We start from the raw sequence: 23,918 nt of genomic DNA, 5'->3' as shown, positions 1-23,918 counted from the left end.
TTTAGACCTTGCCCAACTCGTAGATGTCTACGGGTTGTTCCCTTCCCTTGACTTGGATCGAGGAAAGATGTCTTCCCGGAATACCGGCTTTGATATCTTCGTAAACGGCGTGCGTCACTAAAAGTTTCGTTCCGAATTCCTTGTTCAACTGCTCCACTCGGGAAGCGAGATTGACCACGTCTCCGATGATCGTGTATTCTTTTCTGGCTTCGGAACCCACGTTACCCGTCATCGCTTCTCCGGAATGAAGACCGATTCCGATTTGAGTTTCCGGAATTTTTCCTTCCTGATTCAAAAACTCGATCTTTTTCAAAAGTTCCAAGGATGCGTTTACGGCGTTCTTCACATCGTTTCCTCCGTCCGAAATCGGAGCGCCGAACACGGCCATAAAACCGTCGCCTAGAAATTTGTTAATCATCCCGTTGTGCATGTTCACGATGTCGATGAGATGAGAAAAGATATAATTGAGATAATCGATGACTTCTCCCGGAGATCGTTTTTCGGAGAATCTCGTAAAGTTGCGGATGTCCAAAAACATCACGCAGACGTGTTTGAACTCGGAAAAACTTTCGTTCTTCTGTTCGAGAAGACGATCGACGACGTCCGGAGAAACATACTGGCCGAACATGCCGACCACCTTATTCTTCTCTTGAACCGCATCCATCGCGGAAATCAAGGATCTTCGGAGTTGAAGTCCCACAAGACCGGCGGCGACACCGCCGAACGTAAATAAAAGTCCTTTGGAAAGAAACGGCGCGACCGAATTGAAGAAATTGATCGGCATGAGGATTTGGTTTTTCGGAATATAATAAATCGCTAAACCCAATAATTGCGCCCCCGCGACAAAACCGGTAAACGCGCTCAGCCAAAATTCGAGACGCAAAACCGACAGGATGATAAACGCAAAGAAGGTCAAAACCGCGGGAGAATACAACGGAATCAGAGGAGATTGAAACGCTTCGATATTCAGCCAAATAAGCAAAGACACGGAAGAAACTTCGATAAACGCGTTTCCAAATCTCGCGATCGGGAATACCACTTTTCTCTTCTTCAGGTATCGATTGAAGATTCGGTTCGCGAGCAATTCGTAGAGCGCGGTACCCACGTTGACTCCGACAACCGCCACGTATGGGAAATGACCGCCCGTTTCCTTGTCGATCCATTCGTGAAAGAGACTAAACACGATTACCATTAAAGCGGAAGAAAACGTAAAAAAACCGCAGAGAATTTTCGTTCGAACGATTTCGCTTTTTAGAATTTCATAAGAAAGCGGATCCATCGTTTGCTTCTTAAATTTCTTGGTCAATTCTTGAATTGGGTTGGCCATGATTCGATCAGCTCCGATAATTTTTTGACCTTCCGATTATAACAGTAAAGGTCGAGATTGGAAATAACTTTCGGACGGGTTCAAAAAAGAAAACTACAAATCCCGTTTGAGGAAAAAAAGATTTCAAACGATTAAATCTTACTCCAATTCTCGTGATTCAAAAGGAACTCTTTGATACGCTTTCCAAAGGAAGAATTCAATCCTTCTTTCAACACGGATGCAAAAAGAATATCCAACTCTTCGTTCCAAGAGTCTCTTTTGACTTTTCCCTGCCTTAAAACATTCCATTTTATAAAGAGGATTTTTTTGCAAAGTATGGATTGAGATTCATCGAGTAGATGAGAACTTAATAATTTTAGAATAGAGTAAATTCGAAATCGATCCATGACCGGAAATCGAAACGACAATTGATCTTCGTGACCTCCATACCGAACGAGCAAGGGTTCGTCCAACAAGGCAACCGGATAACGAGCAGCAATCCTCAACCAAAGATCGTAGTCTTCACAAGCGGGAAGGTCCTCGTCCATTCCACCCGAACTTTGATAGAGATCTTTTTTCAACAAAACGGAAGAAGGAGTAACGCTGCAAAAATCCAAACTCTGTTCAAAGATCCATCCGTCCTTTTTAGCAAGATACGCCGGGGGATTGACTCGCTTTCCATGACGGACCCAAATCTCTTGCGACTGAAGAATCGATGTCTGCGGATGGTTTTGGATAAAACTCCATTGACGTTCCAATTTTTCGGGAAGCCATTCGTCGTCCGAGTCCAAAAATGCGATCCAATCGTTGCGTGCGCTTTCGACGCCCTTGTTTCTTGCGTGACTGACTCCTTTGTGTTCTAACGGGAGAATGACGATGCGGTTTTGTTCCTCTCCAAATTCATGTTTGAGTTTTGATACCGTGGAATCGGTGGAACCGTCGTCTACGACGATGATCTCTTCGGGAAGAAGCGTTTGCGCAAGAACCGTGGAGATCGCCTTGAAAACCTTTGTTTCCCGGTTGAAGGTAGGAATGACGACGGAGATCGGGGCCAAGTTTTGACTCATAATAAACTTTTTTGAATGCGAAACCGGGCACACAACTTTCTCGGTTCGGGATCGATCGCTTCCTTCTTCCAAAAAACCAAAGTCCTCAGCGGACCCGGAACATCGCGCGACGTACATTCCGTTTTCAGAATATTCTTGCCTTCGATCGCGCGAAGCGTGAACGAGTCGAGAACGCCCAGGCTCTTGTCCTGCATATTCGGAACGAACTCCGCTCCTTCCGTAGAAAAAGAAAGATCTACGATTCCGAAACCCCTGGCCGGAGATACCTCATAGATATCCGGTTTGGAAACAAGAACGAGTTCCCCCTTTCCTTCCAAGATCAACGCCTCGTATGGATCAGGGTTTCCGGGAGGAAAATAAATTCCCGAACGATACAAGGTTGTAGGAAACAAAACCCAGGAACCCAAAAGAAGAAGCGAACCTCCCAGTATAAAAACGTGAATCTTCTTACATTCAAAATTTCGAATAGAACACACGGTTTGTGAGAGGGCGAGTTTGATCCGCGCGGCGTTTTTTTCCGCGAAAGATTTTTGTCCTTCTTCCCCGGAGGAAGAGAACACGACGAACAAAGCGATCCACTGAAAATACACCGCTCTCAAATAGAACCATTCCTGGAAAAAAGAATATACGAAAACCGCGAATACGGATCCGAACACAAGGGAGGTTCCCGCAAACGATCGGCCTCTTCGTTTCCCGGCAAAGAATTCATAAAAAAGAAATCCCCAAAGCGCGGCGTAAACCGCCGCCCCGAACACGCCGATTCCGGAAAGAATCTGTAAAAACTGATTGTGAGTTGTATGATACGGACTTTGTCTTCCCGCAAGATTCAAACAACATTCGTTGTACCATCCGAAACTTTCGAAACCGCCGCCAAACAACGGTTTTGCGAAAAAGAGTTTCGTGCCCGCTAAAAAATGGGAAAGACGTTCTACATCGCCCGTTCCCGCATTCGTCGCGATTACGACAAAAGGAAATGCGATTCCGGCGATCACGAACAGAAACGGGAAGAACGCCGAAAAAACGGAAATGATTGTTTGCTTCTTCCCCCATCGAAAGAAGGCAAATGCAAATCCGCTCATTCCCAAAAACGCAAGAAACGAAAGAACCCCTCCTCTCGCACCGATCCAAAAAAAAGTTACCGCTAAAACGCAGACAAAGGCGATCCAAAACGGAACCGTAAGTTTTCGAATACGATCCGCAGCGCCGGAAAACAACCAGTAGAATAAAAACGGAAGACTCGCGACCAAATGGATCGCAAACCAGCTTCGGTTCCAATACAAGGATTGGATCGCCGACTCGGGCAAATAACGTTCCAAAGAAGGAATCAAAGAATGCGGAAGCGCGACGAGCTTATATCCGTCCAACCAACGATGATACCCGTCTAACGTTGATTTTGCGAATGGGAAAAAATATTCCATCCATCCCGCAAAAACGGCGATCAAAACTCCGAACGAAATTCCGGCCGCATAATCCAAAAAAACGGAATTTTGTTTCGTTCGATCCGTCGATTGCCCCGCGAGTTCGGCTCTCGAAAGCAAACCGAATACGAACAAAATTCCCAAGAACAAAAGTTTCCAAGGATAACTCGGTTCCAACTCCGTGGAATGCAAAAACCAAAACCAGCCTTTGTGATAAAAGCGCAGATCCAAAAGCAGATCGGGATTCGCCAAAAGGCTCGAAAAAGCCGCTCCGAAAAATAAAAGCAAAAGAATTCCGAGCGGGCGTTTCCAGAATTCGTTTTGCAGAATTCGATTTCCATGCAAACGATTTTCCACGATTCCGCGCAGGGACCAAACGATCCAAAGACAATCCTGAAGTTCCAAAAATCTTCCGCCCGGATGATTTCCGAAAAACACGCCGCTCGCCGCGAGAACAAGGGTCGCGATCCTCGGAACGAACGAATCTAAAACCGCAAATAAAATAAAAAGGACGGCAAACCCGATTCTAAACTTCCAAGGATAAAAAGACAATAAGGGAAGAAGGATCAAAATCGAAACGAAAACCCAAAGCAAGGACCGAATGTTCCCGCCTTCGTTCGCATCCAAGATTCGATGGAGAATCCGATTTTTCATAGGGGATACACTGTTCCGAAGGACTTTTTAAGAAACGATAAAATCAAATGCAGTCCGCGCATCGCACCGTTTCCGCGGGAATTCCCCGGATTTTTTTGTTTCCAGCAGAGCGAGGTTTCTGAAATAGTTGTACTTGCGTTCTCATTTATGCAGCAATTGGAAGAATCCACAATCTATCCCGATAAGAATTCGTTTCGAGTCGTGTTCCGCAAGAATATCTGTTCCGTGGAATCCGATGAGATCGACGTGATTCTTTCCCAAATCCGCGAGGTTCGTCCTGCGGAAGTGGTTCTGGATATGACTCCCGTAGTAGCCATTCCTTCCATGGTTTTAAACCGTATTCTAAAATTTATTTCCGAATTGAAAAAGGATGAAATCCGGATTTCGGAAGTGAAACTGAGCGAAGGACTGCAGCTCGTGCTTTCCAAACTCAAGATCAATCTGGGATGAAATCCTTCCTTTCCATCTTCGTTTCCGTTTCGATTCTTTTCCAAGCCGTAGTTTTTTCCAGCGGATTGTTCGGTTGCGTTCTCGCAGAAAAGGCGAAACTCTGCGAATGCAACCACGGAAGCAAGGCCCAGAAACACGCAAACAGGGAAGACAAACGTTTTTCGAAAAAGCTGCGTTCCGAGGGAAAATCGACCGTTGCGCAAAAACTTCCCGATTGTCATTCGGCGGCGTCCGGCGAAATCCATTCCTGTTCCTGTAAAAAAACCGAAAATAAACTTTCTCAGCTGAGTGCGTTCTATTCGGCGCTTTCCTCCCCCGAAAACGCGTCCGATCTCAACCACAAGCCCGGCTTGATCCAAATTATTACTTTAGAATATTCTAATTCCGGAATTCACTCCGACTTCTCCCTTTTAAAACCCCCTCGAATCTCCTAAGTTCGACTTTTTCAAACATCTTCGTTCCGATCGGATTTTAAATCCGGCGGATCTTTCCGTTTCGAAACGCGGCGCGTACGATCGTGTATTCGCGGCCTGCTTCGTTTCAGAAATGTGCTTATAACTTTAGGAGATTTTTATCATGAATCGAAAATTATTCACATTCGGTTTTCTCGTTTTACTCGGTTTGACCTTTACCCATTGTCCTTGGGATAAAAAGAAGGACGATTCCGACCTGACTACGATCGCTTCCCTGATCGTTCTTACAGCCAACCAAGGCATTCAATTTTCTGCATATGCAGGAACTCAAAAGTTGGAATGCGGCGCGACCCTCAGAGGACACGCGAGCGTTCTCGAAACGGCGCCCTTTATTCCCAACGCGCATATCGCGGAAAGCACGACTTTTCAGCTGCACGACTTTCGTCTTTATGTGCACGATGTGACTTTGATCAAAACTTCGGGAGAAGAAGTCGGCCTTACCCTCAATCAAGACGGGAAGTTTCAATCCGGAAACATCGCCCTTCTCGACTTTGAAAACAAAACCGGCAAATGCAACGGAACTCCAGAAACGAACAACCTCGTCGCAGCGGCCATTCCCGCAGGAACCTACAAAGGAATCAAATTCACCGTGGGAGTTCCCGAAAACAAAAATCACTTGGACGCGGACAATCAAGCCGCTCCGATGAACACGACCGGCATGTTTTGGAGTTGGACGAGCGGTTATAAATTCTTAAAACTCGATTTTGAAACCGTGGAAACGGGAAGCGCCGGAACCTCGGTTCACATCGGCTCGGGAGATTGCACCGGAACCGGAAGCGCGAGCACTTGTGTAAGAGCCAATCGAATTCCCGTAACTCTTACACCCGACGGAGGATTCGATCCATCGACTCAGGAAATCAAGATCAACGTCCAGGCTCTTTTACAAGGAATCGACCTGACCGCAAGCGCGGGCGCGGCGATGTGTATGTCCGGAACGAGCGGTATGATGAGCGCGGGCTGTCCTACGATCTTCCCGAACATCGGTTTGAACCTGGCGACGGGCGTTCCCACGACTCCGACTCAAATCGTATTTTCCGTTAAGACGAAGTGATTCGACTCGATCGTTTTACTAAGGCTCGGGAATTCTCGAGCCAAGGAGAAAGAAACATGAAATCATTCCTTCTTTGTTTTTGCGCGTTTTTTATGATCGGTTGCGGATCTGGAATTCTTCCCTTCGCTCCGTTTGAAAAAAAAGAATCGGATCAAAACGAAGCCCTGCTTCTTTTGCTTTTGCCGCAGAGCTCCTATGTGTGGAATCTTCCTCCCGGATTTCCGGTTCCGGTCGTTCCGGCTTCCAACCCGATGACGCAGGAGAAAGTCGATCTCGGAAGATTCTTATTCTTTGATAAGAAACTTTCGGGAAATCAAACTCAGTCCTGCGGCTCTTGTCACAAACAAGCAAAGGCGTTTACGGACGGTTTGACGACAGGCATCGGTTCCACCGGAGACGTTCATCCGAGAAACTCGCAGGGAATCATCAACGTGGCGTATAACGTGCGTCAGACGTGGGTCAATCCCAATCTGAAGAATCTCGAAGATCAGATGCTCGTTCCGATATTCGGCGAACATCCCGTGGAACTCGGTCTCGCCAATCGGGAAAACGAAATGCTCGATCGTCTCCGCGCGGACAATCGATATCAAGGTCTTTTCGCAAAGGCGTTTCCGGGAGGAGATCCCTTCACTACGTCTAACGTCATTAAGGCGATCGCAAGCTTCGAACGGACGTTGATCTCGGGACGCGCTCCTTACGATAAATACCTATATGACGGAAACATAGCCGCACTCGGAAACTCCACGCAAAGGGCTTCGATCCTAAGAGGAGCGCAGATCTTCTTTTCGGAAAAGGGAGAATGTTTTCATTGTCACGGCGGTTTCAATCTCGCGGCCACGAGCCTTCATACCGGAACCGTAACGGAAGAGATCGTGTTTCACAACAACGGTCTTTATAATATCGGCGGCAACGGAAGTTATCCTTCCGGCAATCAAGGTTTGTTCGAGTTCACGGCCAATGCGGCGGACAAGGGAAAATTTCGCGCTCCTTCCATTCGAAATATTGAATTAACCGCGCCGTATATGCACGACGGTTCGATCGATACTCTGGAGAACGTCGTGGAACACTACAACGCCGGAGGAAGAAACATCACGACCGGTCCGAATACCGGCGACGGAAGACTCAATCCGAACAAGAACCCGTTCGTGTTTGCGATCGGATTGACCGCCGCCGAAAAAACGGACCTCGTGAATTTCTTGAAAAGTTTAACGGATACGGACTTCGTAAATGACCCGAAACACAGCGATCCTTTTTAGGATTCTCTTTTTATCCGCCTTCTTCCTTTTCGGATGCACCTTCGGCTCCGTGGGAGATTCAAGAAAGGAAGAAGCGAAGACGTTGCAGAGACTGTTGACCTTGTACGGAGAAAGACCGGCCACGTTCAAAACGAATCTGTATTATACGGACGATCAGCAAGATTCGAATATTGGAAACTTTGACGCGGTTTCCGGTGCGACTACATACAGCCTTCAACTGCAAACGGGTTCTAAGATCGTTTGGGACGGAATTTCCATTCGGGTCAATCCGAACCCGGTTCCCACCGTTCCGGGCCAAACAAGAACGTTAGACGAAACTTCTCCGGAAGAACATTCGACCCATTCCCACACTCCTTATACGGTGCCTCTGGATCTTCCGGTCACTTCTCCCTATGGACAGGAATACGGAACGACTTCGTTTAACGATACCAACTTGGAAACGATCACGGAGACGATTTTAACCGGAGACGTTCATACTTCCGCGGCTCCTTTGATCTCCGGAATTCCTTCGGGATATTTGGCTTCGGTGAAATACAAGGTTCAATCGATGACTCTTACGTTTCAGATGACGGCCCCGGTCGCAAGAACGATCCGGCTTCAGACCTCGTCCTTTACGGTGGAATTATTTCCGAGATGCAGATTCGACATCGTCCCTGAAAAACAAGGAAGTTTTCCGGTCACCTGGAAAGGGAACGGACTTTTTCAGGATCAAAGCGGAACTTCGATCCTAGGTTCGATCGCGGCGTTGACAAGTCCGGTCGATATCAATCCATATCAAAACGCAAATCTCTACAATCTGATTCTTGCCAACTTTCAGCAGCAGGATCGGATCCTGTATCAAACGGGTTGCAGTCTATTTTAATGAAACAGAAAATTCTAATATTCTCCTTTTTTATTCTTTTCGTTTTCGTCCTTTCTCTCGAAGCGCATCATACGGGCATGGGAGGAAGCGAACAATCCTCCACCCGATTCGTGGATCCGTTTACCGGAAAGCGGGAAAAACCGGCGAACTACGTCGTAATCACGCAGGATTTTTATAAACAGACAAACGAAAACAACAACATCCACACGACCACGTTTTACGGAGAGATGAATCTGAAAAACGGAATGTTCGCGCTAAACCTCAGCACTCCGTACACGTATTACGAACAGAAAGACCGTTCGGACGCAGCTAGAATCGGAAAGACGTATATCGGAATCAAATATCTTCCGTTGATCGACTTTCAGAAAAACTATTTCGTCGTGTTAAGCGCCAACGTGGGTTTTCCTTCCGGTCCCGATACGGATCGTTTTACGGGCGGAAATTATTATTCCGGAATTCCGGGACTTACGCTCGGTTATCTTTTGGGTAAGTTCAGTTTTGTGGGAAGAATCAGCGGAATCTTTCCTCTTTCCAGATCGCAGCCGAACAATCTTCAGGACAACGACGGAATCGCCTACTGGCTCCGAACTCCTTCTTCCGCGGCTCCGGAGGAAACCTACCTTTTAAAAAAGACGAGTCTCTTTTCCGGATACGTAACGTATCTTTGGAAACCGGGTCTTTCGTTCTTTACGGGTTTCTTATATAGAACTCCGTACGAAGGAGTGGATTTAAAACGAACGGACCAGGGAAAAATTCCGGCGATCTTTCGGGAAGTCAGCGTGGGTTTTTCTGCGAACGTTTCCGAAAAACTCAACTTCAACCTTTCGTATCGCTATCCTTTGTATCGGGGAGACGACTATCGTTTGTACGACTACGCTCTTACCGCCGCCGTTTCGATCGAAATCTCCGAATTGGAAAATGCAAATGGATCGGAGTCTAAGAAAACGTCCGAATCGAAAGAACAGAACGATACGAACGAAACATCGTCTTCGGAAACGAATTCGGATAACAAAAAAACGACGGAGTAAAACTACATTCAAAAATCAGAAAGTTCAGAATCGGGGTTTTATCGTTTCCGCTCGCAGTCGCCGATCGCCGAACAATCTCGGCGTTTCGATTCAAGCCGAGAAAACATTCGCGCCGTTCAATCGCCCACGCTGATCTTCACATCATACGGAGCGGGACGGCCTTCATCATGTTCCAAATAGGATTTCAGACTCAACAGAAAGGTAGCCCACTTCGTGCTGCAGTGATACATAAACTCGACCGGTTCTTTCCAATCCGTATGACGAAATAAAACGTAGGTCTGATGGTCCTTGAATTCAAGATCGAATGAAACGTGCGTTCCGAACCATTCGTGAGGACCGGCGATACATTCCCAACGAACCGTATTCGGATGGGATTCGATCACCTTCATCGTGCAGAAACCGAAGTCGATCAAACCTCCGAGAGAAGCGTCTCCTTTCGTTTCCGCGACCCACCAATGCTGAAGACCTTCGATCGTGGAGATCGCTTCAAAAACCCGTGCAGAAGGAAGGCCAATTCCCACTCTGTGCAGAATGTCCGGCATAAAAAAACCTCCAAGAAGGCGAATCGAATCCGACCATTCTAGAGGGTTTTTCGGACAATGGCAAACAATAAAGTCCGCGTTTGTTTATGGTTTTATTTTCTTTTTGAGAATTCCCTCAAAACCCGCCGGAGTTTCGAGTCCGATGATTTCCATCGCGCTTAAGGAATATTGAATGGATCTTCCGTAGAGAACGATCGCGTAAAAATCGTTCCGGTCCCGATCGAACTTCTCGGCTTGGCCCAATTCCTCTTTTGCCATCCGAAAATAGTTCGCCGCTTTTTCTTCCCGGCTCGCGGAGAGAGGCGCGTCTTCTGGATGATTTTTAACGCGGAGATATCCTTCCGAATAGGATACGATCAGATTCTTTGCGAACGATTTTCCTTCTTGAGCGAAGTCCGCGGTCACTTGCGGAACGGCTCTTTCCAAAAGAAGCAAGGCTTCTTCCCTTTCCCGGGCGGAACCCGAACGATACGAGGTTTGAAAACGGTCTCTCAAATCGACAAGACGATTCCAGTTTTCGGTTTGTTTTTGAAACGGGATCGCCTTTTTCGATTCTTCCAGAATTCGGATCTTTCGTTCGATCGATTTTTTCTTTTCGCGAAACGAAAGAGTTCCCGCGCTTCCATCCTGAACCAACAATACAAATCCGAAAAGAAAGGAAAGAAGGCTGATGCCGATTTTCGTCACGCTGATTCTCTTCGAATTCATACTTTCCAAGTTTAGAATATTCTTAATTGGTCGGAGCCGGTTTTGCGGGAATCGGAGGAAGAGTTTCCTTCTGAATCATATCGTCCGTCCGAATCTCGTCGTTGCTCATATCCATCAGGGAAATTCTTCCCGAGGTGATGATGGAATAATTGTCGTCGTGGATTTCCAAAATGTCGATCGGTTTGTCCTTCGCTTCTCCCGGAGGAACGATCTTTCTTTGAATCAGATCGTTGTCTATGTAGTTGATCAGGGTGTTTCTGATCCGTTCGTAATCGGTGATGTTTTCTTTTTCCGCGGCGGTTCTGATATCGTCGAGATTTACGAATTGATATTCCGGTTTATCCTCCGCCGGAGTTTTGGAAGCGATCATCGCAAGGAGCGCGAATCTTCTCGCCCTTCTCGCGATCTTAATCCCTTCGCTATGAAGAAGCAATTTATAACGGAACTGATACGGAGCGGAATTGTAAGCCGTGGTGAAATGATCCTCGGAACTTTTGAGATCACGAAAACCGAGTCTTAAAAGATGTTGCGCAATCTTATCGTTGCTTCGAACGATCAATGGAGAAGCGAATTCCAAAATCACTCTCGAGTTTTGGAGATATTGTTCGTGAGTCGCCTGATAGAGATCCTTCATTTCCCCTTGAGCGCCTCGAAGGTTTTTAAAAGAAAGACTGTAATTGCTCTGGAAATACCACATGTTCCCGTTGAAGTCGAACTGATTCGCCTTTTTCAGACTTCCATACGAAGGAACACCGGCCAGTTTTTTATAGAGTTCTTCCTTTCCCGCCGTAGTCGGCGCGGGTGCGGAAGCGGAAGCTGCCTCCGTCTTCGTGCTGTTAGGCGGAGTTTTATCCTGAGCCGCTGCGCCTTCATCCAGAATCGGAGCCAGATTGCTCACGCAGATGTTGATGAACTTAAGATTGACCTTATTCTCACCAATTAAAATCCCGAGGTTGGTTTGATCCGGCGAAACGGCCCAAAGCAGTTCTACGGATACGAGGATGATTGCGATCAGTATTATTTGAATTCTGGAAACCATGGCTTTCTCTCTTATCAATATCGGCCTTCCCTACTTTTTCCAAGGAAAAAAAGAGACCCGATTCCGGCAAAAACGGAAGCTTTCCGGTCCGTTTCGACTCCGCAACCGTTAAGACGAACGATTCAGGGAAGAATTTCGATTTTTCCCGTTTGGAAAGAAATTTACGGCTTGTCCGCAGATTGGATTCCTCCTATATGGAAGCGCAAGAATTCAGCTTCGGGGAATAAAGATTATGAAACTAGACACGGTCTCTTTACTCAAATCCACGGCACGGACCTCGTTTACGATCTTGGTCAATACCGTCTTCTTCTCGCTGATCGGCTGGACCCTCAACTGGATTCTGCTCGCGTTCTTATTTCCCGAAATGAAAGCGTTGGCTTCGGGGCTCGGAGGAATTCCCGCGGCGAGAGCGGGAGGAATCGGAGCGATTCTCGCGCTCATCATCATCGTAATCGAGCTTTGGCCGATCACCTTAATGGTGTTAACCTTCGGAATCGCGTTTCCCTTTCTTCATTTTCTGTTCGGAAAAAAATTCGCGGTTTCCAAAGCGTTGCAGATGTTGATCACCGATCATCTGGAACCCGTAAGCATGTATCTTTCCGAAAAATTGGAAGCGTCGATCCGCAAAAAAGCGGAAGCGGATAAGTCCGCCGGAAAGAAATTCTCCGTCTCGGAACAGATTCAAAACCTTCCCTACTATCTCGGCAAACTCGAAGATCTCCCTTCACCCATCCGCTTTCTCGTCAAACGAATGACGGATAAATTCGGAATCGAAACGCTTCTGAAGGAAATTTCGGGTAGAATTCCCGATTCTGAAAATCCGAATCCGGAAGATCTGCAAAAGGCTCTAAAACGCGCGATCGAATTCGCGATCCAAGAAACGTTTCTTCCTCCCAACTTGAATTGGTTTTTTATCCTGGGGGGAATCAACTTGGGAATTTTCTTGATTTTAAAAATACTTTTTTAAGTATTTTCAGACCTTAGAATATTCTTTTTTTATAATGTATCTCGGAATTCGCAGAGAGAAAATACGATTTTTCTAAAAGGAAATCGAAGTTCCAATCCTTTTAGAAATCGAAAAAACGTCCCAAAACGGTCCATCGCATTTGTTCCTGGAACGTTCAAAGACAATTCATTTTCATTATTTGTTCCGACAAACCATCTGCAAAAAAATCGTTTTTTTGCAGAGTTCTTCCCTGTAAAATTAGCGTAAGAGTTCCCACAAATTCCGCCTCGAAAGATCGTCCGAATCCCCTATCGACTTTTTTTAGTCCGAATTTTGCAGGAGTTCCCACACTTTAGGACAACGGCACATTTACACCGACGACCTAAACCTTCTTCCGGATGGTCCAGCCCGTCCAAGCACAAACGAGCGAAATGATCGGACTGCTCAGATTTAAGACGGCGTAGGGAAGAAACACGACGACGGGGACTCCGAGCGCGGCCGCCATAAAGGAACCGCAGGTATTCCAAGGAACCAGAGCCGAAGTCATCGTTCCCGAATCCTCCAAAGCGCGGGACAGATTTTTAGAATCCAACCCGTGTTCTTCATACGATTTTTTGAACATCTTACCGGGAACCAAAATCGAAAGATACTGATCCGAGGAAAGCAAGTTCGCGGAAACGCTCGTAAGGATGGTTCCGGTCAAAAGAGAACGGTCCGTATTCGCAAATCTTAATATTCCTTTCGTAATTTTTTGGATAAAACCGGCTCCCTCCATCGCCCCCGCAAAAAACATCGCCGAAAAAATCAGCCAAACGGTCGGGAGCATCGAAGCCATTCCTCCTCTCGAAAGAAGAGCGTCGGTCAGAACGTTCCCCGTTTTGGAAGCGTTTCCTTTCGACGCGGCGTTCAAAACCTGTTTGTAGACTTCCTGAAAACTCAGATCCGGATGTTGTAGAAAAATTCCCGATAAAACTCCGGAAAGAATTCCGGCAAGGATCGAAGGGATCGCCGGAATCTTAAAGTAGATCAACACGAAGGTAAGCACGGGAGGAATCAAAAGCAAAGGATGAATTCGAAACGAATTCTCGAGCAAAGAGATGACTTCGTTCACCTTGTGGTCCACGTCTTCCGATCCGCTATATCCCAATCCGATCCACGTGAAAAACACGAGAGCGATTCCCATCGCGGGCAAAGTCGTATATAACATATGTTGAATATGAGTAAACAAAGGAGTTCCCGCGATCGAGGAAGCGAGATTGGTCGTTTCCGAAAACGGAGAAAGTTTATCTCCGAAATACGCTCCCGATACGATGGCGCCCGCCGCGACACCTGGCGGAATTTCGAGCGTGGTTCCGATTCCCATCAATGCGACTCCGACCGTTCCCGCTGTGGACCAAGAACTTCCCGTTATCAGCGAAACGACGGAAGACAACAAACAAGCGATCACCAGAAAAAAGGACGGCTTGAGAATTTTCAATCCCCATACGATCATCGAAGGAACGATCCCCGACCAAATCCAAACTCCGATGAGAGAACCGATGAGCAGAAGAATCAACACCGGCTTTAAAACGTTCTTCAAAGATTCGAGAATCTGTTCTTCCAAAACGTCCCATTTGACTCCGAGACGGATTCCGAGCAAGCTCGCAACGGTTCCCGATAAGATCAAAAGCATCTGCGCGGGTCCGTCCACGGTTCCGTTTCCGAACACGACTCCTGCGTAACCGAGTCCCATCACAAGAACGATCACCGGGATCAAAGATTCAAAAAGTCCGGGAGTGATCATCTTCACGAAAAATCCTCCGGAAGCGGAGCTACGATTTTTAGTTTCTTCTTCGTAACCGGATGTACGAATCGAACCGCGTATGCGTGGAGGGCCTGCCGTTCCATTCCGAGTCTCGCAATCAGGTCCGGATTTTTGCCGTCGATAAAATCCAAAAACGTATCCTCGTCCCTTCCGTAGAGTTTATCACCCCAAAGAGGAAATCCCAAACCGTAAAGTGTAGCGCGGATTTGGTGCATACGCCCCGTCACCGGCCTGCACAAAACAAGAGAATGAGTCGGTTTAGTCGATCCGTTGTTCGGAAGCGGCGGATTCGTCTTATCGACCGCGGAAGAACGCGCGCTCCGATCGGATTCAATTTTTTGAAAGTAGGTCAAACAGATTTCCTCGTTCGGCTCCGAGGAGGAATTTTCTAAAACGACATTCTTTTTTTTGGAAAAAACGTTTCGGTTCCACGGAAGTTCCACAAAGGCCCGTTTCTTTCGGATCTTTGAGGAAGAATCCGGTTTCAAAACGCCGTACGCGGTTTTTCGAGCCGGAAAATCCCCGTACACTTTGCTAATATAGAATTTCTGAATATTCCCGGAACTGAATAAGGACGAAAGCGAAGAAGCGACCCCGGAATTCTTCGCGAATAAAACCGCGCCCGAAGTCTCCCGATCGAGTCTATGAATCGTAAACAACGTTCCGAAACGGCCGGATTCATTCAACAATGTAAGAAGGTTTCCCTTCCGATACACTCCCGCGGGATGAACGGGCAAGTCCCCGGGCTTGTTCACGGCTAGGATCCAATCATCCTCGAACAGAATCGTATAATCGGTTCGAACCGGAGGTTCTTCCTTTTCCGCGGGTTGATAAACGACAATCTCCCCTTCTCGGATCAATACGCCCGGTTTTACTTTCCTGCCGGAAACCAAAATTCTTCCTTCGGAGATTTCCTTTTGCCAAGCCGTTCTGGAATGATACGTGAATTTTTTGGAAAGAAAGTGATCGAGTCTCGTACCGGATTCTTCCTTGGAGATCACGATCTGTAGAATTTCGGAATCTCGTTCCGAGCTTGAGGATACGTCCGGGTTGTCGATCAAAACTGCGCTCAGAGATTTAGTGTTCCTTGGAATCGACGTAGGTCTGAATCATATTCTCTTCGCGTTCGTTCAAGTTGAAGAACTCGCAACCGATGCGGAACATCTTATCCGTGTTGTTGATGTTTCGGATAACGGCCCGAAACGTTCCCTTGCTTTCCGCGGAAAGATTCAGATCGAACAGGATCGTTTCCCCCACGGCAAAACTTCTCGAAAAGAAAATCGACTGCGGATGAAAAAAACCGACCCCTTGCATGGAGATGTTGTCCACGTTGCATTTTTCCTTGGATTCCTGAAAGAAACCGGAAGCGATCACTTCCTTGGAAACCGCGTTGGCCGCGATGTTCGCCGCGTTGAAGTCGTTCGTGTTCAGTTCCTTGTCCGAAAGAATCTGAACGTAACCGAGAGGAGTATAACCCTTATAACGAATCATGATCGAAATTTCGGAAATGATCCCGGCGTCTAGTTTGTTGACCGCGATCAGTTTTAGATATTCGGGAAAGGGAAGAAACTGAAATCCTCCGCTTCCGTCTCCTTTGGAGTTTCGATCTAGAACGTAGATCGCCTGATCGAAGTTATACATCAATCGCAGGCGGTTATCCATGCGGTCCGAAAAGAAAACGTTGGAATGAGGATACGTTTCCCTGAGTTGTTTGGCGTGTTTTTTTACGATCTCGTCGATCTTTTTATCAGCAAATCCTAATGTTTTTCTCAGATTCCCCTGATTGATGATGTTGGTAAGAGTGATCTGCGATCCGTTCGAGTTGGAATCCACGTGAATCCGTTCTTCCGTCCTTTGAGCGACAGTAACTTGGATCGCTGTCGCAAGAAGAAGTTCGACTCCGTTGGCGGGATTGTGCATCTCGACCGTGAACAATGCGGCAAATCTGTGATTGTTGTGAACGAGAAAAAGTTTTCGATGCGGTTCAGTCGGAGTTCCGGGCGGAAGAGTGACCACGATGCGAACCGCATCCTTGAGACCGACGATTCGTACCGGTAAAGGACGATTGTCTACGAGGATCACAACCGGAAGTCTGGTAAAAAGAGACTGAAGAATCTTGTGAATCCCTTCCGGGTCATTGATGATTTTATCCATGAATTTGGTTGAGATCCGTTATTCCCGTTTCCATCGAGGATAAAACCCCGATTTGCGGTTTGAATATTGAATCGGAAATGCCGAGTTAGTAAAACGATTTTCTTATTCTGAAACCGAATTTTCTTCGTCGTTTTTTTTCCGAAACAGAAGTTCCATTCCGATTCCTCGGAGAGTTTCCACTCCGGTCACGTTCATGGATTGCAGAAGATGTTCGGTATATTGCGAAATTAAAAAACGAATTCCGGCTACTCCGCCTCCGACCGCAAAAATAGCCATCGGCCTTCCCACAAGAACGGTGTCCGCACCGAGAGCGATCATCTTGAAGACGTCCATCCCGCTTCGAACTCCTCCGTCCACTGCGATCGGAATTTTATCTCCGACCGCTTTGCGGATTCCCGAAAGAACTCTTGCGGTTCCGGGCATATCGTCCAACACCCTTCCGCCGTGATTGGAAACTACGATACAGTCCGCACCCGCGTCGATCGCGAGTTGCGCGTCTTCGGGAGTCATGATTCCCTTCACGATAAAGGGTAGTTTCGTAAGAGAGCGGATCTTTCCAAGTTTGGAAACGTTGCGGGTTACGGAAGAAATGTTCTTCAAAGTCATCGTCTTGAAGTTCACCGCGTCCACGTCCATTCCGAGCGCGAACAAACCCGCGGTTTCGGATTCTTGAAACCGTTCCTTTAAAAGACCTTCATCCTCTCTCGGTTTGCAGATAAGAATCGCGTCCGCTTTGGTTTTGCGGACCGCTTCGAGCATGATGAGATATTTGTCCGGACTCGCTCCGTCGCCTAACCACGCTAAGGTGCCTGAAGTCTGACAACCTTCCAGAAGAGTGGCTGCGAACGTGAATTCGTCCATGGCCCCGTTCATGTTGGTGACGGCTCCGGTCATAGGCGCGGCCATCAACGGAGTTTTGATCTTTTTTCCCAAGAAAGAAGTTTCCACCGAACCTTGCGTGTGTTCGCGGATGTATCTAGGAAGAATGGAATATTCCTGCAAGGCTTTGACGTTGTCCTGAAACGTGAGCATTCTTCCCAAACCGCCCATGCCGGGAACGCCCGAAGCGCAATCGGTTCCGTCGCATACTTTACAAACCCAGCATATATCCTTTCCGAAGCGGATTCTCGCGTTCTGTTGGATTTCTTTTTCGGAAACGGAATAGAGTTCGTCGCAGGTAAAACGGATCGTATTTTTTACCGTATCGAATACGGCTTCCGCTTTTTCGAGAGTGTCCGCGCTGATGATGACGTGTCCCGTCTTTTCGATGTTATTCGTCGGCTCTTGGATGATATCGCCGATCTTGTTCATAAAGAAGAGGTCGTTGACGCCTTCGATTTTGCGCGTTTCTTCGATCCCGTCGATCGCAAGAAGTTTTCCTCTCGGAGCCAAAAGGCAGCGTTCGATCGAAACGCGTTTTACGGTGGGAGTCAAGTTATCCGGTTCTTCGCCGAGCGCAATCAAGATGGCCGCGCGGTTCAGATTGATCCCGGAGGAAAGAGGAAAGGTGAACGCAGACATAAAACCGCCGGAAAGACGCGCCGCAATCTCCCCCACTTTCACGCCGTCCGGAGTGACCTTGATATCGCCCTTACCGGCGCCGAGAGTGATTCCGAGGGCTTTCATGCTCCGAAACATTACGTCTTCCACTTCTTTCAAAACGGAAGGACTTAACGCGGAAGGCATGTTGTGACCCATCTCGATAAAGAACGGTTCTCGTTCGATGATTCGATCCGCGATTCCGGTGATCACGAAATTTCCGTTCCAAGTCAACGCATCGACGGAAACTTCCGGACCGGGCATGTATTCTTCTAAGATCATTTCTCCCGTGGGAGAATATTTTTTCGCGTGTTTGAAGGCCGCTTGTAATTCTTCCCTGTTTTCGACCTTGATCACTCCGCGCGCACCCATGTTGTCCGCCGGTTTCATCACGAGAGGAAATTTCAAAAATTCTAATGCTTCTCGCGTGTCCGCAAGGCTCCAAACGGGAGCGAAACCGGGAAGAGGAATCCCCGCTTTTTTCAGACGTTCGCGCATCTTCACTTTGTTGGAAGCCGCTTCCGCGTCCACGTAACGAATTCCGGGAAGATCCAGCGCGTTTGCTACGGCGGCAACCGTCATACTCGCGTCGGTTCCGGCGGTGATCACTCCGTCGATCTTGATCTTGGTCGCGAGCTTTTTGGATTCGCGCACCATTCCCTCGATGTCCTTGGTGCTCATCACCATCGGAATGTCGCAGATCTTCATCCCGGGTGCGTCGCCGTTCATATCGGCTACGACGGTCGTGAGTTTCATCATTCTCGCAGTCTGGATGATGGGCACCTGGAGAAGTCCTCCGCCCACGATGAGAATCGTCTTTCCTGTGATTTTATGACTCAGTGACAAAAAGAAAAGTCCTTGTTAACCTTGTACGGAAACGGCGGGTTCCGCGACTTCCCGGATCTGCATTTGAATGCTTCCCTTACGGATGATTCCGCCTAACAAAAGATAGTCGGAATCCAGAGGATAAAACACCGCCGATTGTCCCGGGGTCACGCCGCGCACGTCTTCCAAAGGAAAAACGACGAGATCTTCTCCTTGGCGGGTGATTCTGCAGCGGATCGGAGTATGTCTGTAACGAACTTGAACGCGGCATTCCAAAGATTCTCCTTCGCGGATCGGAGCGATTCCTTGGTAATTCGCGTCGATCACGGAGAAGGAACCCGTATAGGTTTCATTCTCTTCTCCTAATATTACGGAACCGTCATCTTCGATCGCGATGACGTAAAGAGGATTTCTCCAAGCGATGCCGAGGCCTTTTCTCTGGCCGATCGTGAAATTCTCGCGGCCCTTGTGTTTGCCGATGATGCGGCCGTCTCTGAGTTTGAAAAAACCCGGAGTGAATTCGACATTCTTCTTTTCCAAAAACTTTCTGTAGTCGTTTTCGGGAATAAAACAGATTTCTTGCGACTCCGCTTTTTCGGCGACGGGAAGTCCCATTCTTCTCGCGATCTCGCGCACTTCGGGTTTGGTCATTTCTCCCAGAGGAAAGATTACGTTTTTTAAATTCTCTTGGGAAAGTCCGTATAAATAATAAGCCTGATTTTTACCCGCGTCGATTCCGTTCGCGATCGCGTAACGATCTCCGTTCTGAGCGATGCGCGCGTAATGGCCCGTCGCGATCTTATCGATTCCGAGCGCCTTCGCCTTTTCAAACAACGCGCCGAACTTTACGAAGGTATTGCATTCCACACAAGGGTTCGGAGTTTTTCCGTGTTGATAGTCGTCGATAAAACGGTCGATCACCTTCTCTTGAAAAACCTTTTCCATCTTCACGACGTAAAAAGGAATCTTGAGAGAAAGACCCACGTCTCTCGCGTCGCGGATATCCTCGGGAGAACAACAGGATTTTTTGGTGGTATCGCAGGCGGGCGCTTCGTATTCCCAGGTTCTGAGATTGACGCCGATGACTTCGTAGCCTTCTTCCATGAGCAAGCCCGCGGTCACCGCGCTGTCCACCCCGCCGCTCATCGCCACTATGATTTTACCCTTGCTCATCTACTTTCCGCCGTCTTTCCCTACTATACCTATAAGACTCCGTTTCATGTCCAAAAGAATTCTATGCTCGTTCAGCCAGTTTACGCCCAGAATTCCCTGGATTCGGACTCCCGTGGGAACTCCCGAAAAATCCACCGGAAGGCCGGAAGGAAGAATTTCGAGATTCTCTACACAAATAGACGTGGTTACGATACAAAGTTTCCGAATAAAGCGGGTTCTTACGTTCAAAACCTTGCCTTGAAAGTTGAGAATTTGGACCGGCCGGCTCGAAGAAGTTTCCTCCACAAAACCGGGAACCGGTTTGGGAAGTTCCAAAAGACTCAGGTCCGCTCCCGTATCCATCAAAAGAAGAGCCTTTTCATCCGGGCTGTAATTCATTTCCAAAACCGGATGACCGGAAAAGAATCGGAGCGGTTCCGTGTTCTGCGTAAGCCCCGGAAATTCGGAAACCATCGATTCGGCGAATTCTCCGCCGGCGGTTTCGAGAAAACGGATCTGATTCGGATATTCTAATATTATAATTTTCTCATATAGAGCGTCCATACCGATGATCCCGTCCAGTTCCAGACTTCCGGAAAAACCGTGGGAATGAACCGTCATTTCCTTAAAAACGGGATGGCTTTTGTGAAAGAGCCGGATCGTGCGGATTTTTCGAATCGAATCGTCCTTTCCTCCGGGGTAAGTCACGGCGATTCTCCGTTTGGTGTCCTGTTCGGAAAAATATTTCTCATCCAAAAAGGAGAATCTCGAACCGGTATCCACAAGAAAGCGAAGCGGTTTTTCATCGGGTGAAAGGGAAAGTTGAATAAAACGGAATCCGCTTCGTTCCTGAAACGGAAGAATAATTTCGATTCCCCCGGAAACGGAAGCGATCCGCGCCTGCGAGGGAATCAGAGAACAGGAAAGAAAAAAGAAAACTACGAAAGGAAGAAGTATCCTCAGATAAGTTTTTTGATACATTTCTGATTGGAACATCGTGTGTAGTCGATCACGCAGTCCCGATACTGAATTCCCGTGATCGGGTCTGCGGGTTTGTATTCTATGAAACACGAATACGGGGAAAAATCAAATTTTTCTTTCCCGAGGGCACGATCCTGAATCCGTTTTGTAAGTTCTGTTTCCTCGAGTCCGCTCAGAGGAATCTGGTACAGCAGGAGATTCTTTTCCATACCGTACTCATCGGCAGATTCCGAAAAAAGAAAAGTTTTTCTAGTTCTCTTTGTAACAAATGGTCTGATTTTTACCGGAATGTTTGGCCGTATACAGGGCCTTATCCGCTCTTTCGATCAGATCTCGGTTGTTTTTGTCTTTCGGCCAAAACTCGGAAACTCCCACGGAAAGAGTGACTTTTAGGTCCGGTCCTCCGTTCGGGTTTTTGACGGAACTCGCTTCCACAGCTTTGCGGATCTTTTCTCCCATCTCGTAACCGCGTTCGAGGTCGGCCCCCGGCATTACAAGACAGAACTCCTCGCCGCCGTAACGCGCGGGTGTATCGTGTTTGCCCGCGTGACGAATGAGTTGTTTTGCGACTTCGATCAAAACCTGATCCCCCGCCTGGTGTCCGTGCGTGTCGTTGAACTTCTTGAAGTTGTCAACGTCCGTGAACAACAGAGTGAGATGAGACTTCTTCTTTCTGCAGCGATCCATCTCTTCTTTGAGTTTGGTTTGAAAGTAGTGATGCACTTTGAGACCGGTCATCATATCCACGGTCGCGAGTTCGTAGAGTCGAGAGTTTTCGACTGCGATTCCCGCGAGAGTGGAAAGAGTGGTCAAGAAGTCTCTGTCTTCTTCCTGGACCTCGTTCATGGTCATCTTTTCTCCGAGAACGAGAAGACCGTTCACCTTTCCTTTCGCGTTGAGAGGAATGATGAGATCGGCTCCGATTCCGCGTAAGAAGTCGACTTCGTTCACGGATCTTCCCATGCTCTCTTCGATCTGATTGATGGTCATCGCCTTCATTCTCGTTTCGAGGAACTGGATCAGCGCGGCGTTCGTTTTAATGCGAAATGACTTCTCGTTTTCGGAAAGATCGAATCCTTTATAGCTCGGATCGAGTTCGAAAAAGTCCGAATCCGCTTCGGGACTGACGTAAATCGCCGCCTGAAGGGTTTGGAGCTGAGCGAGACAGATATTCAAAATTGCATCCATTAGATATTTGTAATCTAATGTGGAATTCAGGGCCTTGCTGATTTCTAATAATTGCTTTTGATCATAGATTTTCTTTTCCAGATACTCTATCATCAAGGGATCATTTTCTTTACTGATCAAACGGTTGGTTCTCCGGTCTCTGTAGATGCTAAGGGAGTGTTTTCCAATTGAGTGCCGAGTTTGATTCGACGTTCTTTTTCATTCGAAATGATTCTCTTTAAGAGGTTATCAGATACAATTTTTCTTTAAAAATCAATTCTTTTTGCCGATTTCTTGTTGCTTTCGAAGCTTCCAAGCAAATACTGACCTATAGACACCGCGCGGTGGAGCAGCTGGTAGCTCGTTGGGCTCATAACCCAAAGGTCATAGGTTCGAATCCTGTCCGCGCTAGTGTTTTAATCCTTCCCTCTTTCTTTTCAAGATAAATTTTAACTCTAAGAATTGTTTTCCTGTATAACTTTGTATTATAAGAAGTTTGCGCTCTTTTTTGCAATCAGAACATGAATATTTACTCACAGGAAACCGTTAGGCTATTTGCGTTAAACGAACTAACCAAAAAGAACTATCGCTTTTCTTCGCATTGGATTTCACTTTCAGAAGAAGATTCGTATAACAAAGAGAATCGAGTCTATGTAAGGACCGTTATTTATAGCAAATCGTGATTTCGGAATCCTTTCCTATAGAACGAGAAAGGAATCGTTCAACCGCCTAACTCTTGAGAACGTTTGGTGGCCGCTTTGACCGCTTGCAGAATCGAATCCGTAAATCCGTTCTTTTCCAACTCCGCAAGTCCTGCAATCGTCGTTCCTCCGGGAGAAGTCACCTTATTCTTCCAAACTTCCGGATGAGTGGAAGGATCTTTTTTTCTTTCTTTGCGTAGAAGTTCCGCAGAACCGATCACGGTTTGAATGCTAAGATCCAAAGCCTCTTGATAACCCAAACCGGAAAGAACTCCGCCTTCGGCTAAGGCTTGAATGAATTTAAAAACGAACGCCGGCCCCGATCCGGATAATCCCGTAACCGCATCCAGCAAAGATTCTGAACCGAGTTCTACCGAATGACCGAGGGATTGAAAGATTTCGGTTACGGTTTCATACAAATCCCTATCACCAAAGTAACCGATCGCGCCTTCCGATACGAGCAAAGGAAGATTCGGCATAACGCGTACGACTTGCGATCCGTTCGGAAGATTTTTTCGAAGCGTTTCCGTGCCGATCCCCGCCGCGACGGATATGATTTTTTTGGACGTTTTGATTTGTCCGAGCAACTCCGCAACCTTGCCGGGTTTTACGCAGACGATGATCACGTCGGACTTTGCGGAGAATTCTTCCCAAGAAGAAACGAGTTCGATTTTTTGATTCGAGGTCATATAAGGGTCGTAACCCAAAACCTGTTTCGGATAACGTTCTTTGAGGGAGAGGTAGATCGCTCCTCCCATATTTCCGCAGCCTGCGATACCGATCGTATGTTTCATT

At 47.3% G+C, this 23,918-nt stretch carries 22 protein-coding genes and 1 tRNA gene; 8 read left to right on the top strand and 15 right to left on the bottom strand.

The genetic code is table 11. From position 1 onward, the window contains the following. Position 1: 1 nt before the first annotated feature. The 3 genes from DLM76_RS12125 to DLM76_RS12115 form a co-directional block, all read right to left on the bottom strand. Entirely contained in the window at positions 2 to 1,327 is a 1,326-nt protein-coding gene (locus DLM76_RS12125) for an adenylate/guanylate cyclase domain-containing protein (RefSeq protein ID WP_118965351.1), read from the bottom strand. A 131-nt stretch (positions 1,328 to 1,458) separates the two neighbouring features. Further along, complete coding sequence (locus tag DLM76_RS12120; protein ID WP_118965350.1) at positions 1,459 to 2,373, bottom strand: glycosyltransferase family 2 protein; 915 nt, start codon at positions 2,371 to 2,373, stop codon at positions 1,459 to 1,461. Then, positions 2,370 to 4,445, bottom strand: coding sequence for an O-antigen ligase family protein (locus tag DLM76_RS12115; protein WP_118965349.1), 2,076 nt, complete (start codon positions 4,443 to 4,445; stop codon positions 2,370 to 2,372). Before DLM76_RS12115 ends, DLM76_RS12120 begins: the two co-directional genes overlap by 4 nt. 147 nt (positions 4,446 to 4,592) lie before the next feature. Between DLM76_RS12115 and DLM76_RS12110 the strand changes: the two genes are divergently transcribed. The 6 genes from DLM76_RS12110 (at position 4,593) to DLM76_RS12085 (ending at position 9,565) form a co-directional block, all read left to right on the top strand. Further along, positions 4,593 to 4,895, top strand: coding sequence for a sulfate transporter (locus tag DLM76_RS12110; protein WP_118956030.1), 303 nt, complete (start codon positions 4,593 to 4,595; stop codon positions 4,893 to 4,895). Further along, positions 4,892 to 5,329 carry an LIC_11090 family protein gene (locus DLM76_RS12105; RefSeq protein WP_118965348.1) on the top strand — a complete coding sequence of 146 codons (438 nt, stop codon included), beginning with the start codon at positions 4,892 to 4,894 and terminating at the stop codon, positions 5,327 to 5,329. Before DLM76_RS12110 ends, DLM76_RS12105 begins: the two co-directional genes overlap by 4 nt. A 142-nt stretch (positions 5,330 to 5,471) precedes the next feature. Next, positions 5,472 to 6,419: an MbnP family copper-binding protein gene (locus DLM76_RS12100; RefSeq protein ID WP_118965347.1), complete on the top strand. Its 948-nt coding sequence runs from the start codon at positions 5,472 to 5,474 to the stop codon at positions 6,417 to 6,419. Between the two features lie 56 nt (positions 6,420 to 6,475). Then, the gene (locus DLM76_RS12095) at positions 6,476 to 7,675 is read left to right on the top strand and encodes an MbnH family di-heme enzyme (RefSeq protein WP_118956033.1); all 1,200 of its coding nucleotides are present in this window, start codon (positions 6,476 to 6,478) and stop codon (positions 7,673 to 7,675) included. Beyond that, positions 7,647 to 8,537, top strand: coding sequence for a laminin/fibronectin-binding adhesin Lsa30 (gene lsa30, locus DLM76_RS12090; protein ID WP_118965346.1), 891 nt, complete (start codon positions 7,647 to 7,649; stop codon positions 8,535 to 8,537). Before DLM76_RS12095 ends, lsa30 begins: the two co-directional genes overlap by 29 nt. After that, positions 8,537 to 9,565 (top strand): LIC11086 family outer membrane transporter, encoded by a 1,029-nt coding sequence (locus DLM76_RS12085; RefSeq protein ID WP_118965345.1) that lies wholly within the window; start codon positions 8,537 to 8,539, stop codon positions 9,563 to 9,565. The genes lsa30 and DLM76_RS12085 overlap by 1 nt, the downstream gene beginning before the upstream one ends. Positions 9,566 to 9,681: 116 nt before the next feature. Here DLM76_RS12085 and DLM76_RS12080 read toward each other — a convergent pair whose 3' ends face one another. The 3 genes from DLM76_RS12080 to DLM76_RS12070 all read right to left on the bottom strand — a co-directional run bounded on the left by DLM76_RS12080 (position 9,682) and on the right by DLM76_RS12070 (position 11,854). Further along, entirely contained in the window at positions 9,682 to 10,107 is a 426-nt protein-coding gene (locus DLM76_RS12080) for an SRPBCC family protein (protein ID WP_118965344.1), read from the bottom strand. An 84-nt stretch (positions 10,108 to 10,191) separates the two neighbouring features. Further along, positions 10,192 to 10,815: a hypothetical protein gene (locus DLM76_RS12075; RefSeq protein WP_118956037.1), complete on the bottom strand. Its 624-nt coding sequence runs from the start codon at positions 10,813 to 10,815 to the stop codon at positions 10,192 to 10,194. A 22-nt stretch (positions 10,816 to 10,837) separates the two neighbouring features. After that, on the bottom strand, positions 10,838 to 11,854 hold the full coding sequence (locus DLM76_RS12070; protein ID WP_118965343.1) for an adhesin OmpL37 family surface protein: 1,017 nt from the start codon (positions 11,852 to 11,854) through the stop codon (positions 10,838 to 10,840). 232 nt (positions 11,855 to 12,086) lie between these two features. On the opposite strand from DLM76_RS12070, the gene DLM76_RS22160 reads away from it, so the two are divergent. After that, complete coding sequence (locus tag DLM76_RS22160) at positions 12,087 to 12,821, top strand: hypothetical protein (RefSeq protein ID WP_241548237.1); 735 nt, start codon at positions 12,087 to 12,089, stop codon at positions 12,819 to 12,821. Positions 12,822 to 13,182: 361 nt separating this feature from the next. On the opposite strand, the gene nhaC is transcribed toward DLM76_RS22160, so the two are convergent. The 8 genes from nhaC to DLM76_RS12020 form a co-directional block, all read right to left on the bottom strand. Further along, positions 13,183 to 14,580 (bottom strand): Na+/H+ antiporter NhaC, encoded by a 1,398-nt coding sequence (nhaC, locus tag DLM76_RS12055; RefSeq protein WP_118956094.1) that lies wholly within the window; start codon positions 14,578 to 14,580, stop codon positions 13,183 to 13,185. A gap of 5 nt (positions 14,581 to 14,585) precedes the next feature. After that, positions 14,586 to 15,665, bottom strand: coding sequence for a pseudouridine synthase (locus DLM76_RS12050; RefSeq protein WP_118965341.1), 1,080 nt, complete (start codon positions 15,663 to 15,665; stop codon positions 14,586 to 14,588). A 16-nt stretch (positions 15,666 to 15,681) separates the two neighbouring features. Beyond that, positions 15,682 to 16,758 carry a PilZ domain-containing protein gene (locus DLM76_RS12045; RefSeq protein WP_118956040.1) on the bottom strand — a complete coding sequence of 359 codons (1,077 nt, stop codon included), beginning with the start codon at positions 16,756 to 16,758 and terminating at the stop codon, positions 15,682 to 15,684. Between the two features lie 102 nt (positions 16,759 to 16,860). Further along, positions 16,861 to 19,143 carry an alpha-hydroxy-acid oxidizing protein gene (locus tag DLM76_RS12040; RefSeq protein WP_118965340.1) on the bottom strand — a complete coding sequence of 761 codons (2,283 nt, stop codon included), beginning with the start codon at positions 19,141 to 19,143 and terminating at the stop codon, positions 16,861 to 16,863. 15 nt (positions 19,144 to 19,158) lie between these two features. Further along, a complete protein-coding gene (mnmA, locus tag DLM76_RS12035; RefSeq protein WP_118956042.1) occupies positions 19,159 to 20,295 on the bottom strand; it encodes a tRNA 2-thiouridine(34) synthase MnmA in 1,137 nt (378 codons plus the stop codon). Then, positions 20,296 to 21,255, bottom strand: coding sequence for a pepsin/retropepsin-like aspartic protease family protein (locus tag DLM76_RS12030; RefSeq protein WP_118965339.1), 960 nt, complete (start codon positions 21,253 to 21,255; stop codon positions 20,296 to 20,298). Further along, the gene (locus tag DLM76_RS12025; protein ID WP_118956044.1) at positions 21,234 to 21,464 is read right to left on the bottom strand and encodes a hypothetical protein; all 231 of its coding nucleotides are present in this window, start codon (positions 21,462 to 21,464) and stop codon (positions 21,234 to 21,236) included. Before DLM76_RS12025 ends, DLM76_RS12030 begins: the two co-directional genes overlap by 22 nt. A gap of 40 nt (positions 21,465 to 21,504) precedes the next feature. Continuing rightward, complete coding sequence (locus tag DLM76_RS12020) at positions 21,505 to 22,563, bottom strand: sensor domain-containing diguanylate cyclase (protein ID WP_118956045.1); 1,059 nt, start codon at positions 22,561 to 22,563, stop codon at positions 21,505 to 21,507. Between the two features lie 197 nt (positions 22,564 to 22,760). Here DLM76_RS12020 and DLM76_RS12015 point away from each other — a divergent pair. After that, positions 22,761 to 22,833 (top strand) — tRNA-Met (locus DLM76_RS12015). 310 nt (positions 22,834 to 23,143) lie between these two features. On the opposite strand, the gene proC is transcribed toward DLM76_RS12015, so the two are convergent. Then, entirely contained in the window at positions 23,144 to 23,917 is a 774-nt protein-coding gene (proC, locus tag DLM76_RS12010) for a pyrroline-5-carboxylate reductase (RefSeq protein ID WP_118957836.1), read from the bottom strand. Position 23,918 lies beyond the last annotated feature (1 nt).

This window comes from Leptospira yasudae (genome assembly GCF_003545925.1).
Taxonomy (GTDB): domain Bacteria; phylum Spirochaetota; class Leptospiria; order Leptospirales; family Leptospiraceae; genus Leptospira; species Leptospira yasudae.
This window is presented reverse-complemented; position numbering and strand designations above follow the sequence as displayed.